A 13,207-nucleotide genomic window follows, 5' to 3' on the forward strand; every position below is an offset into this window, starting at 1 on the left:
TGATTGAAGATGGAAAGGGCAGCATCGGGAATAGTGAGCCTCCCCCGCTGGATGACGGCGGTGAAGAAGCTTTACAACACACGCAGCGGCGGACAGTACACCGCTGAAGACGTGGCACTTCGGTTTGCGCTGAGTCTGCGCGAGCATGACAGCGCTGACGAGCTGCGCAGCCTGGCTCGGCGATTGGTCGACAACGTCTGTCTGGAACACCAGCCAAACATGAAACGCCTGAGTCGCGAACCGGACGACGCCAAAGTCTTCGACGCGGCGCTCAAGATCATCAACCGGGTCTGCGACCTTCTGGGATATGGCACGGGCACTGAGTTCGTGCGTAATGGTGAACAGCATGGCAATGAATCAGCAGCAGCGTGACGAGCGCCGGCGGCAGAAGGATGCGAGGTCTGGCGCCGAAGAGCTGCGCTTCAAGGCGCTATCTGGCGAGAAGCGGATGATTCGCGAGTTGATGGAGTGGACCGATGACACGGAACAGGCATCAATGACCCTGGCATGTGTCCGCTACGTTCACTCGCTCGGGCCGGATGGCGCACGCAAGGCGATGGATGATTTGCGTGCGCTCCACAAAGTCGTACTTAGCGTCGATGTGGAGCGACGTCTTATCGCGGGGAGCATGCTGATGATTCAGCAGGACGCGGGGGATGAGGTGATTATTCCACAATGATCCGTCGTGTTTGAGGCGGGTAAATCGACATCGTGTCTCTGATGTTGTGAGTCGCCACAACTTCGCCTGCCGGGTTTACCTCATTGAACGTGTAAAGGTCAGCATCCTGTCCTTTTCGCTGCTCGCGGCTTGATGCGATCTCGACCAGTGTATTTTCCGCAGGGACACCCAGAGCCTTCTTGTACTCGTCAGTCATATCTACTCCTTGACCCGGCTCCATGCCGGCCACCCGTAATACCCCATCCCAAACCAATTTGCCACCATCCGGTATTGGAGGGCGGCGTCTGCAATGGATATTGCCATGCACACCAAAGAAGAATGGCTCGTTGATCGGCAGGACTACTGTATCTGCGTCGAGCGTGACGGCGAAGCGCTGGAAATCGCCACCCTCCAGCCGATGGATCACAACGGCATCAAGCATGTGATCGGCGAAGAGACTTGGGCAAACGCCTACCTGATGCGCAGTGCGCCGCAACTGCTGGCGACCCTCAAGGAAATGCTCGGCAAGGCCTACAAGCAGAACTGGAACGACCACTATCCAGAGCTGATCGAGCAGGCTGAGAAGGTTGTGGCACTGGCCAAGGCTGGCTATCCAAGCGAATGCGATGGTGACGAGGAGATTATATGAGCCGCGCTAAAGACGTCATGGATGAGCTGACGAAGGATGAGCTGCTGGCGTGGATCAGGACACAGTTTTTCCGGCCTCCTAAGCGCAGCGACATCCTTTTCATTCGCTGGCAAAAGCAATCTGCCGCAGTACTTGAGGAAATGCGGCTGGAGAACTTAAGAGGCGCAGGCGTAGACATGAAAGAGCGTGACCGGCTCGCCGTGCGCTTCAACGCGTCGACTGATGCGGAAGAGCGTCTACGCATACTTGCTCTGATGGAGCCCTACGACACGGCTTTGATGGCCCATATCAAGCGGTCGCAGGCCATCGACAAGAAAATGCAGAGGGTCGACGCCCTGTACGAGCAAATCGACGTTGAGCGCCAGAAAGAACAGTCACGCGGCGCTGCTTGACCTGCCCCCTCCCCACTTTCACGAATCACGCCAGCCCGGCAGCGACCGCGGCTGCCTGGAGTTCTGCATGACCACAGCAATCGACCTGTTCGCCGGCCTTGGCGGATGGAGCACCGGCGCGCGCGCCGCAGGCGTCCAGGTTCTCTGGGCGGCCAACCACTGGCCTGTCGCCGTTGAATGGCACAGCGCCAATCATCCGGATACGCAGCACATCTGCCAGGACCTGCACCAGGCCCGCTGGGAAGACGTGCCCGCACATGACCTGCTGCTGGCCTCGCCCTGCTGCCAGGGTCACTCGAAGGCCCGCGGGAAGGCGTCCGGCAACCCGCAGCATGACTCCAGCCGGTCAACGGCGTGGGCTGTCGTCTCTGCGCTGGAGTTCCACCGGCCGGAAGCGGCACTGGTCGAGAACGTTCCGGAGTTCACCGAGTGGGCGCTCTACCCTGCATGGGTCGCGGCGGTTCAGGCGCTGGGCTACCAGGTCGCGCCGCACGTCGTGGACTGCGCCGACCTCGGCGTGCCGCAACACCGTGTGCGTCTGTTCCTGGTGCTGACCCGAAGCCGAGCCCCGCTGATGCTTGAGCTGCACAAACGTCAGCATGTGCCGGCCGCCAGCTTTCTGGACTTCGGCGCTGGCAAATGGTCGGCCATCGAAAAGCCTGGCCGCGCGCAGGCCACGCTCGACCGAGTGCGTAATGGTCGAGAGCGCTTCGGCGATCAGTTCATCATGCCCTACTACGGGAAAGGATCCGGGCTGACCGGGCGGGACATGAATCGTCCGATCGGCACCATCACTACGCTGGACCGCTGGGCGCTGGTACGCGGCGGCGAGATGCGGATGCTCAGCGCCAACGAAGCGTTGGCCGCTCAGACCTTCCCGCTCGACACACTGCGCCCGGATAACCACCGCCAGACCATGCACATGGCTGGCAACGCGGTCCCGCCGCTGGCCGGGCAGCGGATCATCGAAGCATTGAAGGCCGCCGCATGACCGCCCTCCGCCGAACAGCCGAAATCAAAGGGCCGAGCGCACCCCGGCTGAAGCTCGAATTATCCGGATCCTGCGAGTACTGCGGGAATCACCGCTCACACGGAAATCATCACGCCTGCTCCAAGTTGCGGCAGGCCAAGTATGCGCAGCGCGCGAGGGAGTCGATATGAGTGATCTGAATGAAATGCGCCAGCAGCTGGCGGACGTGACGGCCGAGCGCGATCAAGCCCGGGCAGCGGTCGCCGAACTTGAGTCGGGCCTACGCATCATTGCCGTATCCGCCAAGGGATCAACGCTCAGCGGACTGAAGATGATCGCCAAGCAGTCTCTGAACAGAGCCGCCGCCCTCAACAAGCCAGCCGGGGTGCAGTCATGAGCAGGGTTCATAACCTGAAAATCAAGCAACAGCCGTTCGATGAGTTGGTGAGTGGTGTCAAGACTGGCGAGGTTCGCGACTGCTCCGACCGGGATTTCCAGGTCGGCGACATGGTTGAGCTGTTCTTGGTCGACGAAACGGGCGGTAATGCGCTCCAGAGCATCGCCCGCCGAATCACTCACGTTCAGCGGGGTTACGGGCTCCCGGACAATATCTGCGTGCTGAGCTACGCCCAGCCTGCCGTCCCTGTGACGACGCAGGAGCCGATCATGCTCACCGCAGTTGCTGAGCTGATTGACGACGGTGACGGCGGGCTTGAACCGAGCTGGCTTCTCGAGGGCGGCACTGCCGAGCTGTTCGCCGGTATGACGCTGCTGGTTGCGGAAAACGCCCCTGAGCTGTGCCAGGAAGACGGCAGCGCGGAGGTCTTCACTCGCGCCGATACGGGTGAGGTTGAGCAGCTCCAATGTGAGTTGGATGCCTACAAAGCTTCGCGGGAGCGATTGCACGGATGGATCCGGGAAGAGCAGTTGAAGAACGTCCATCTGAACGCCCAACTGGCCGAGCGGGATGCGCTGCTGCATGAGGTGTCAATTTCTCCAGAATGGTCGCTATCGGTAGACCTGCAAGTGCGGATCAGTGACACGCTTTCCGCCAGCGCAGAGCCGAGCGCGCCGGTTGAGCGGGATCCATGTCCCGGCTGTGGCGTCCCCGGCTTCACCGCCACCTGCAACAGGTGCGTCCCTTACTGATCGGAGTACATCCGTACTCCGCCCCGCATAACCCCTTCCTTTATTGCCTGCTGCGCGAGACGCGGCGAGGAATCATCATGCCTACCGGATACACACACGACATCAAAGACGGCATTAGCTTCAAGGCCTTTGCTTTGAACTGCGCCAGAGCTTTTGGCGCCTGCATCACCCTGCGCGATGAGCCGGGTGGTGGAGAGAAGATCCCTGAGGAGTTCCAGCCGAGCGATTACCACTTCAAGGCTTTAGCCGAAGCCCGATCGACTTTGGCGACCCTGGAATCCATGACCTCAATGGAATGCGGATTCAAGGCTGCCGAGCAACATGATCAGGGCGAGAGGCTGAGGCTTGACCGGCTGAAGGAGCTGGCCGACCTGAAGCAGCGCTATGAGGAAATGCTGGACTGCGCCCGTTTGTGGTCACCACCAACTGCCGATCATGCCGGGCTGAAGGAATTCATGATCAAGCAGATCAGCGAAAGCATCGACTGGGACTGCGACACCACCTACTACAGCCGCCCTACTGAAAGGCTTTCCGCATCCGAATGGCTGGAATGCGCAAAATCCAAAGCCATGAAGGATATCGAATACCACAAAGAGCACTGGGCCGCAGAGCTCCAGCGCACAGCCGATCGCAACGCCTGGGTAAACGCCCTCCGCGAAAGCCTCTGAACCCTTCGCCGCCCCGCGCGGCCCGGAGCATCACATGAATACAGCTTTTCTGCTGATGGCCCAGTACAACGGCGCGGCCATCATCCCCCTGGAACGAGTATGCCTGGACTATTTCAGCCACTTGACGCCGGAGAAGATGAAGATGAAAGTGGCGGCAGGCGAAATCGATTTGCCGCTGGTGAGAATGGAGAACAGCCAGAAGGCGGCACGTGGTGTGCACCTGAATGATCTGGCTCAATATCTGGATGCCCAGCATGCGAAAGCACGGGCAGAACATGGCAAGCTGATGGGTCGAAACCTGCGGCGCGTTTCCTGAGCAAAAACCCCTCGAAATACCCCCTTCCCAAAGCTCACTGCTTAATTCTTGCTAAAGCAAGTCAATCCAAACGGCTAACCCACTGATGAATAACGGTTTTTTCCGTCAGTCGGACCGATCCATCATCGGCGCAACAGAAAACCTCCTGACTACCGGATTTGCTGGGGTTACGAGGTTTCCTGCAGGTTTCGTCGACATTTACAAGCTTCTCATTTACTACCGTTTACCATCGTTTTCGCTTGTTTCCGAAAGCTCGTTGCTACAATGTAGCAATCCGAATCCCCGTTGTAGCAAATTCCATGGACAGCATATCATTCGCAGGCGTCAAAACAGATCGTCGGCATACGCGCAGACCTGCCCCCAGAAACGGCGCGACAGTCTATCAGAAAAACAACCCTTTGAGGAACAAGGGAAGTCTCTACCGCAGAGCACATACTAAAGGATGAATAACCTGCTTTCTGCAATGAATCCCTATACCAGCGCGCCAGCCCCATACTTGTAAATTTAAGCCCGACATGCTCGCCATATATAATATTGTACCTTAAGTCAACCTCACCAATACATTATACCGAGAAGATCTAAATCCCTTGGGACAACCAGAGCAATTAACCAACCGCCCCGATAAAACGCCAATTAATACAATTTACAAAAAAATATAATTTAAGAGATTAACAGGACATCCCTGCTAAACTCTAACGTACCCAGAAACGGGCTCAAGGAATCGCTATTCATACATCAAATATTTCCTTTTATGGCAGATCTAGCCAATTCCCGCAACCCCTCATCAATATGCATTTTCATAATATTCATTACCGCAACACGCTCTACCGCCGACTTTGATTCCTGCAACTCCGTAGCAAGGGCAATCATTAATGATCCAATCTCATCGCCAGCACAATCATAACCCGCAAACTCCAGCACGAATCGCAACAAGCCACAGACCTCTATTAATTTTACCCCGAGCGCCGTCTTAGGTAGATACAACGCTGCCAGTTTCACAACTCTAACATGGTCGGAGTAAACATGAAAATGAGGGTGAACGAAGTCATAGTCGCTAGCCGACCCAGGAAAGCGCTTTCTACGCTTATTTAGCAGCACTGACTTATTGGATTTAATGCCATTACAGTCCTTGCAGCTAATACACAGATTCAACGACTCAAACATAAACTGAGGATGCACATCTTTGGAAACAACGTGATCAACATCCCAAGCGGCATTATGCTTAACAAAAATTTGCTGACGACAGTATGCACACTTAAACTCTTGAACCTTCAAATAATGATCCTTGATAGCCTTTTTCAAAGAGTTCAACTCTTCATCAGAAGTCCCCCCCCAGAACGACCCATGCTTCGCATCATCAGGAATAATTTCAAACTGTCTGATTTTTTTCAGCTGAGCTTCGTTATACTCTATCGGCCCACCTAAAACCATGACTTTATCAATCATGAACAGCACCACTCCTAGCGGCTTCAAAAAGAACAATCAGCTGAAGCACCGGATCGTCGTTTTTTAGCAGCGACTTAAGCGCAACGAAGCTATCCAATAGCGTTAGCTTATCCTTGGACAGTTTCTTGCCCAACGACAGCGAGCTTAAAGCGCTCACCAACTCCCTCATAAGGTATTCATTCTTAAAACCGGGCGCACGAAATATTTCAGCCAACTGAAAATCTGCAGATCTGTTAGCTACGTCGCGAGCCTCTAGAACCTTTTTAGTTTGAAGATCAACGATATAGCAATTTTCATCTTCAAGATGAGAAATTATTTGAGGTGAATGCGTAGCTATAATAAAATGACAGCCTTTGAAACCGCTGAAAGTCGACATCAACACCTCGATATACCGCTCTTGCCACTCCGGGTGAAGACATATCTCGGGCTCGTCAATACAGATTAACGAACCATCCGCTATCCTTGATGCGATCCCGAGCATCGCCATTACGACACATTGCTCCCCAGAACTTGCATCACTTATTCTAAAAGGCTTATCAATATCTTTCTTTTGAAGTCGAATATCACGAGGTCGAAACAGGCCGCATTCTAACAACACCGAAAAATCTGTTTTGAGAGACGTGTTCGTATGGGTATCAAAAACCCCCTCGCGTGAGATAACAAGCTCTAGCTTGTTCACAGCATGGTTCTCAAGAAAACTCGATAAAGCGCCAAGAAACTTCTTTCTCAGGCCCTCAGGTGCGCCATGGAGCCGCTGCGTAACCTTCCGAAAGTCAAAACCTATTTTTGGCTCTTTGCTACCATTTGCCAAAGAATCAAGCACTCGGAGAGGGTTTTCAGAATTAATCAATTTAACCAATGTTGAAATACTTACATTGGAGATAAACCGAACCTCCATTCTTCGATGATAGCCCAAGTAATCTAGAACATCTAAAACTGTAGCCAGCCTGTTATCACCTTGACTTAACGCTTGTACGAGGTCCCCCAACACCCGCGCCATAAACGACATACTTAGATTCGTACTATACAACCCTCTCAACCCTTGATAAAAATAGTACCCTGGAGCCAGATCACTTTTAGACGCAATCCCACCAAACTCTGTCATAGGAAACCTATCAAACGGGCTGGTAGAGACCGCTATAACGTTGAAGGGATAAGATTTAGGCGAAACAAATTCTAAACCTTTGCTTAGAGACACATTTTTATTTACATAACATTCAATAGCCTCCGATACAACGTTCCGTAACAACCGACTTTTACCGGAGCCGTTTCTTCCAACGATTGTGGTAAAAATATTTTTTTCTGCATCAACCCGCCCTGTATAAAATGGATATACTTGTCCATTCAAAGCACCTGAATCTATCATAAGCCAAATCCTAAAGCCGACCCAATTAGTAAATTTTGCTTTTATTTTCTAAGGCCCATTAGAACCAACCTTATCAAAGCATTTGACCCACACTATGCTACAGCTGCTAGTAATTGGCAAACAGATTTGCGGTGATTGCCGCACCTTCCTCCTAAAGCCTATATATCTCACGACATCCTCGTCCGCAAATAACCCTCTCTCTTTCACTTTCTACGGAAAACGGGGCGTGGTCTACGGTCAACTCTGTATTACCCAGCATCATTAAAGCTGAAAAATTCGTAGCCCCATTTATCTCTGCATGCGCGCGCCCGGCTACAAGTACGAACTGCATTCTTTACGAACGGCACGATTTAAATCCTTGCTAGTACGGTGGTTTGACATAGCTGCATTCGGCAGTACGGCGTTGAAATGTATCTTGAAACTCCATTTACAGATTTCTCATTCTGCTGTTTCGACGGATTTCACCTTCTCTTGCAGCCGTTCGCTTATTTCGAAGCACCTTCTATGATCGTGCTGTACTAGCCAGTCATCACTTCGGACCGCGCGAGAGAGATTGAAAGCAGGACGACGCTTATCTGATACACCGGTTTCGGAAAGCGGAATCACACCGCCGATAAGTGCTCGTACAGAATCGTGCTGCCCACCGCCATCAGCACCAGACCACCAAGGATTTCTGCGCGCTGCCCCACCACTGTGCCCAACACCCGGCCCAACATGACCCCGATTGTAACCATCACTGTGGTGGCGATGCCGATCGCCACGGCGGCGACCACAATGTTCACCTCCACGAAAGCCAGGCCGATGCCGACTGCCAATGCATCGATGCTGGTGGCGAACGCAGTGGTGGCCAGAATGAAAAACGAATGTTGAGTGCGCTTTTCCTCTTCCGGCTCCTCGGGCTTGAGGCCGTTATGGATCATGTGCAGCCCCAGCAGCAGCAAGAGCGTAAATGCGATCCAGTGGTCCCATTCTTCGACATACCGGGAAGCGACATGGCCGATCCCCCAGCCGATGACCGGGGTGATGGATTCGATCGCACCGAAGATCAGCCCCGTGCGCAGCGCTTCGAGAAAGCGTGGCTTGTGCAGGCTGGCACCTTTGCCGATGGCCGCCGCGAAAGCGTCCGTGGACATGGCCAGAGCAAGAAATATGAGGGAAATGGGATTCACAACAGGCTTCCAGTCGGGCTATCGATCAACGACGCAGCCACACGCCCGACTCTGAGCATGGTTGCATCGCTGGTCTCGCCAACCGAAAGGTGTCCGCGCCACGGCATGCCGCCGAGAATGTTGACGCGAACGCTCTGGACCGGGGCCAAGAGCAGCCTACTCCCCAACAAGGAGCGCCACTAGACTGTCTAGAGCAAGGAAATCAACGCTGGACGCCGAGCCTAGAGCAGCATCGCCACGACCGCGAGCAGAGACACGCCGGCAATCAGCATGATGCCCATGACTTCCAGTTCCTGGGAAAACTCGACTTCCGGGTAATCGTCTTCGCGCCTGTCAAACATAGGAACACTCTCAATGCGGTAGCGTTGTGCCTTCAGAGGAAACGCGCGCGTGGAGGTTCCATGCAGGCCGACGACCGGCCGGTCACCTACGGGAGGGCTATTTCGTTCGCAGAAACAAGCCTCGACAGACGATTCCGGCGAGGCTGATGGAGCGCTATCCGGTAATCAGGCGCTGCTGCCTGGCGACGGCTCTTCTGCCTCGTCGACCGGAGGATTTACCGGCATGTCGGGATCGTCGGTGAGGTCGCCACGTGAGAGGTCACCCGCGTCGTTCTCACCGTTCTCGTCGCGCTCGGCGCCGGAATCCTGATAAACCTCCTTATCCTTGTCGCCCGGCTCGGCGGGTCCTGGATACGGGCTTTCCGGTCCATTGTTGTCGATTGCCATAGTCAGTCTCCAATCCAGGGCGCAGGACATCCGCGCTTGAAGTTGAGAAAGGTACGCTGCTGGGGAGTGCCGGTTTCCGGACGAACGGTGCCTCGGTGGGGCGCGCAATACCCCGTTGCACTTTCCCGCAGCGGCTGGTCGGCTCGTGGACGCATTGTCATATAACCGTCACATACCCTTCCTAGGTTGTTGAAAACCCTGCATCGATAACCCGCGCCGGGTGCGGATCAATTGACAGCAGTGTCCCGCTTGCCCAGGCGCGCCGACGACTCTTCAAGGCGCGATATGAACTCCCTGAATCAGCACGACCGCGACACCGATCACCAACACCTGCACAGTGCACTGGACGAGTTGCGTCTGCTGCGAAGCACGATGGATCAGGCTGCCCGAAGCGCTGCGCAGCAATATCAGGTCCATGAGGATTTTGCCGCCAGCGCGCTCAACCTCCTAAGCTATCTCGCCCTGCGCCGTCACGAACTGCGCCCCTTGCAAACCCGCCTGGCTGCCCTTGGCCTGTCCTCGCTCGGACGCTGTGAAGCGGCCGCGTTACAGACGGTGGATCAGTTGATCGCAGTCCTTGAGCGCCTGACCGGCGAGCACGCGCGCATGGATGGCTTGCTGACGGATGAAGGCCTGCCGACCGCGCTTGAGCGTCATGGCGAGGCACTGTTCGGCCCCGCGCCCGCCGAGCGTGCGGTGCGCATCATGGTCACCATGCCCAGTGAGGCTGCCGATGACCCGGCCATGATCGAGCAGATGCTGCTGGCCGGCATGAACTGTCAGCGCATCAACTGCGCTCATGACGGTCCGGACGTCTGGACGCGGATGATCGGGCATTTACGCGCTGCGTCTGAAAAACTCGACCTGCCTTGTCAGGTGGTCATGGACCTGGCCGGCCCCAAGGTCCGTACCGGCCCGCTGGCTGCCGGCCCCTCGGTGCTGCGCATCAAGCCCGCGCGCGATGTCTATGGACTGGTAATTCAGCCGGGGCGGGTGTTGCTGACCGGCGATGTGCCCGAGCATACCCACGCCCTCCAGCTTCCCGCTGACTGGATCGCATCATTGCGCGAAGGCGATGTGCTGAAATTCACCGACAGTCGGCTCTCGAAGCGACGCATGCATGTGGTCGATATCGGCGACGACGGTTGCTGGGCGGAACTGGAAAAGACTGCCTATTTCGTTCCCGGCACACGTCTGGAACTCGACTCGGCCCGTGGCCGGGAAAAACGCGCGCGGGTCATGGCCGTGCCCGTCGCCGAACAGCCGATCCGGCTTGAAGAAGGTGACCGCCTGATACTGACCCGGGATGACATCGATGGCCGCCCCGCCGTGCTTGGCAGCGAAGGCCAGGTGCTGGAGCCCGCGCGCATCGGCTGCACCTCTGCCGTCGCGTTCGATGCGGTGAAGGTGGATCAGCCGGTTCTGTTCGATGACGGCAAGCTCGGCGGTCACGTCGTCTCTCGCGATGAAGAACGGATCGAGGTGCTGATCACCCACGCGCCCGGCGGCGCCAAACTGCGGGCCGACAAGGGCATCAACCTGCCGATGACCGACCTGCCGTTGCAGGCGCTGTCGGACGACGACATCGTCGCGCTGGAGTTCGCCAGCCGCCATGCCGATATCGTCGAGCTGTCATTCGTCAACACGGCGGACGACGTGCAGGGCCTGCTGGACCATTTGCAGCGGCTCGAAGCGACACATATGGGCGTGGTGCTGAAGATCGAGACCAGGCTGGGCTTTGAAAACCTGCCGGAACTGCTGCTCGCCGGCATGCGCCATCCACGCCTGGGGGTGATGATCGCCCGCGGTGATCTTGCGGTGGAAACCGGCTTCGAGCGAACCGCCGAGTTGCAGGAGGAGATGCTCAGCCTGTGCGAAGCGGCCCATGTGCCGGTGATCTGGGCGACGCAGGTGCTGGAGAGCCTTGCCAAGACGGGCCTTGCCACCCGTGCCGAGATGACCGACGCGGCCATGGGTGTGCGTGCCGAGTGCGTCATGCTCAACAAGGGGCCGCACATCCTGAAAGCCATAGGCGCGCTGCACGATGTGCTCAGGCGCATGCAGGATCACCACGTGAAAAAGCGTGCCATGATGCGCAGGCTGAGCGTGGCGGTCGCCTCGCCGGTCGTCCCCGACTGACCGGATCATGAACCCTGCGGCCGGCCTTCCAGCCGCCGCCGGGAACCTGTACGCCAGCCAGAGTTCAAAGCTTTCCCGACCCTATTCGCAGTGTCGTCGCGGCATGCCGGGCGACACGACCACGCGATCTCATGCGAAGGTTACCCCCGCGGCCTTGAGTGGCCGTCATCGCTGGGGTAATGTCATTCAACCGCACAGGAAAGAGCACGCACATGACCTCCAAGCTGGAACAACTCAAGCAATTCACTACTGTCGTCGCGGACACCGGCGATTTCGACGCCATTGCCCGTCTCAAGCCTGAAGACGCGACCACCAACCCGTCGCTGCTGCTCAAGGCCGCTTCCAGCGAAAGCAACGCGCAATTGCTCGCCGAGGCATTCAGCGGCAGCAAGGGCGATATCTCTCTGGCGAGCGACCGCTTCGCCGTCGCCATCGGCCGCAAGATCCTCGACGTGGTGCCAGGGCGCGTATCGACCGAAGTGGACGCGCGTCTTTCCTTCGACACCGGCGCCATGATCGAGCGCGGCGAGCGCATTATCGGCCTCTACGAGGAAGCGGGTGTCGGCCGCGAGCGGATCCTGATCAAACTGGCTTCGACCTGGGAAGGTATCCGTGCTGCCGAACAGCTGGAAAAGAACGGCATCCAGACCAACCTGACCCTGCTGTTCTCCTTCGCCCAGGCCGTGGCCTGCGCCGAAGCCGGCGTGTTCCTGATCTCGCCGTTCGTGGGCCGGATCTACGACTGGTACAAGAAGTCCACTGGCAAGGAATACACAGGTTCCGAAGATCCGGGCGTCCAGTCGGTTTCCCGTATCTACAACTATTACAAGGCCAACGGCTTCAATACCGTGGTCATGGGTGCCAGCTTCCGTAATCTGAGCCAGATCGAAGAGCTGGCAGGCTGCGACCGCCTGACGATCAGCCCGGACCTGCTCAAGCAACTGGCCGAAGACACCGGAACGCTGGAGCGCAAGCTGGCCGCCGGCAACGCGGGCGAGCCTCGCCAGAGCCTGACCGAGAGCCAGTTCCGCTGGGACTCGAACGAGGATGCGATGGCAACCGAGAAGCTCGCCGAAGGCATTCGCCAGTTCGCCCGCGACCAGGAAAAACTGGAGGCGCTGCTGTCCGCCAAGGCGTGATTGCGGCTGAAACGTAAAAAGGGCGGCATCCTCGCGGATGCCGCCCTTTTCTTTGCTCTGATGAAAGCGGATGCTACGACTGATCCATCGCTAGCAAGCTGGCTCTCATCAAACAAAACCTATCTTGTTGATTTGCATGGCCGAAAAACGTGCACGCCGTGGGAGGGAGCTTGCTCGCGACGGCTTCACTGCGGTGGCACTGCCGGCTGTGGGTATATCCATTATCGCGTGGGCTGGTCTGTCTGGTTTCGGCCCTTACCGCCGACCCCCTTTTGTTTCAGCAAAAGGGGGAAAACCATTGCTCCTGGCTTGGCCCTTCGGGTTCCCTCACTCCGGCGACGCTCCACCGGGCCGCGCCCTGATGTGGATTGAGGGTGGCGTCCATGAGCCATTGGCGCCAGCCGGCGTCCTGCCTCGC

The 13,207-nt window shown here is 56.8% G+C and carries 16 protein-coding genes; 11 read left to right on the top strand and 5 right to left on the bottom strand.

All coding sequences use genetic code 11. The features are described from left to right. The first annotated feature begins 9 nt into the window (after positions 1-9). Complete coding sequence (locus TRP66_RS03100; RefSeq protein ID WP_333399853.1) at positions 10-372, top strand: DUF7740 domain-containing protein; 363 nt, start codon at positions 10-12, stop codon at positions 370-372. Continuing rightward, positions 347-679: a hypothetical protein gene (locus tag TRP66_RS03105; protein WP_333399854.1), complete on the top strand. Its 333-nt coding sequence runs from the start codon at positions 347-349 to the stop codon at positions 677-679. The genes TRP66_RS03100 and TRP66_RS03105 overlap by 26 nt, the downstream gene beginning before the upstream one ends. Here the strand turns inward: TRP66_RS03105 and TRP66_RS03110 are convergent. After that, positions 666-875 (bottom strand): hypothetical protein, encoded by a 210-nt coding sequence (locus tag TRP66_RS03110; protein ID WP_333399855.1) that lies wholly within the window; start codon positions 873-875, stop codon positions 666-668. The genes TRP66_RS03105 and TRP66_RS03110 overlap by 14 nt on opposite strands. Positions 876-980: 105 nt before the next feature. On the opposite strand from TRP66_RS03110, the gene TRP66_RS03115 reads away from it, so the two are divergent. The 7 genes from TRP66_RS03115 (at position 981) to TRP66_RS03145 (ending at position 4,802) form a co-directional block, all read left to right on the top strand. After that, positions 981-1,307, top strand: coding sequence for a hypothetical protein (locus TRP66_RS03115; protein WP_333399856.1), 327 nt, complete (start codon positions 981-983; stop codon positions 1,305-1,307). After that, positions 1,304-1,699, top strand: coding sequence for a hypothetical protein (locus TRP66_RS03120; RefSeq protein WP_333399857.1), 396 nt, complete (start codon positions 1,304-1,306; stop codon positions 1,697-1,699). Before TRP66_RS03115 ends, TRP66_RS03120 begins: the two co-directional genes overlap by 4 nt. A gap of 67 nt (positions 1,700-1,766) precedes the next feature. Further along, positions 1,767-2,690, top strand: coding sequence for a DNA cytosine methyltransferase (locus TRP66_RS03125; protein ID WP_333399858.1), 924 nt, complete (start codon positions 1,767-1,769; stop codon positions 2,688-2,690). A gap of 166 nt (positions 2,691-2,856) precedes the next feature. Beyond that, positions 2,857-3,066, top strand: coding sequence for a hypothetical protein (locus TRP66_RS03130; protein ID WP_333399859.1), 210 nt, complete (start codon positions 2,857-2,859; stop codon positions 3,064-3,066). Further along, entirely contained in the window at positions 3,063-3,818 is a 756-nt protein-coding gene (locus TRP66_RS03135; protein WP_333399860.1) for a DUF3850 domain-containing protein, read from the top strand. The genes TRP66_RS03130 and TRP66_RS03135 overlap by 4 nt, the downstream gene beginning before the upstream one ends. Positions 3,819-3,895: 77 nt before the next feature. Further along, complete coding sequence (locus TRP66_RS03140; protein WP_333399861.1) at positions 3,896-4,486, top strand: hypothetical protein; 591 nt, start codon at positions 3,896-3,898, stop codon at positions 4,484-4,486. A 34-nt stretch (positions 4,487-4,520) separates the two neighbouring features. Further along, positions 4,521-4,802, top strand: a complete 282-nt coding sequence (locus TRP66_RS03145) for a pyocin activator PrtN family protein (protein ID WP_333399862.1) — start codon at positions 4,521-4,523, stop codon at positions 4,800-4,802. Positions 4,803-5,537: 735 nt separating this feature from the next. Here TRP66_RS03145 and TRP66_RS03150 read toward each other — a convergent pair. From TRP66_RS03150 to TRP66_RS03165, 4 genes are all read right to left on the bottom strand, one after another. After that, positions 5,538-6,248: an HNH endonuclease gene (locus TRP66_RS03150; protein WP_333399863.1), complete on the bottom strand. Its 711-nt coding sequence runs from the start codon at positions 6,246-6,248 to the stop codon at positions 5,538-5,540. Continuing rightward, the gene (locus TRP66_RS03155; RefSeq protein ID WP_333399864.1) at positions 6,241-7,614 is read right to left on the bottom strand and encodes an ATP-binding protein; all 1,374 of its coding nucleotides are present in this window, start codon (positions 7,612-7,614) and stop codon (positions 6,241-6,243) included. The genes TRP66_RS03150 and TRP66_RS03155 overlap by 8 nt, the downstream gene beginning before the upstream one ends. A 602-nt stretch (positions 7,615-8,216) precedes the next feature. Continuing rightward, entirely contained in the window at positions 8,217-8,783 is a 567-nt protein-coding gene (gene mntP, locus TRP66_RS03160; RefSeq protein ID WP_333399865.1) for a manganese efflux pump MntP, read from the bottom strand. A gap of 506 nt (positions 8,784-9,289) precedes the next feature. Continuing rightward, on the bottom strand, positions 9,290-9,511 hold the full coding sequence (locus TRP66_RS03165; RefSeq protein ID WP_333399866.1) for a hypothetical protein: 222 nt from the start codon (positions 9,509-9,511) through the stop codon (positions 9,290-9,292). A gap of 285 nt (positions 9,512-9,796) precedes the next feature. Between TRP66_RS03165 and TRP66_RS03170 the strand changes: the two genes are divergently transcribed. Together TRP66_RS03170 and tal are read left to right on the top strand one after the other, a co-directional pair. After that, the gene (locus TRP66_RS03170; protein WP_333399867.1) at positions 9,797-11,650 is read left to right on the top strand and encodes a pyruvate kinase; all 1,854 of its coding nucleotides are present in this window, start codon (positions 9,797-9,799) and stop codon (positions 11,648-11,650) included. Positions 11,651-11,862: 212 nt separating this feature from the next. Then, entirely contained in the window at positions 11,863-12,789 is a 927-nt protein-coding gene (tal, locus tag TRP66_RS03175; protein ID WP_333399868.1) for a transaldolase, read from the top strand. Positions 12,790-13,207 lie beyond the last annotated feature (418 nt).

It is taken from the genome of Pseudomonas sp. JDS28PS106 (genome assembly GCF_036706555.1).
GTDB lineage: Bacteria > Pseudomonadota > Gammaproteobacteria > Pseudomonadales > Pseudomonadaceae > Aquipseudomonas.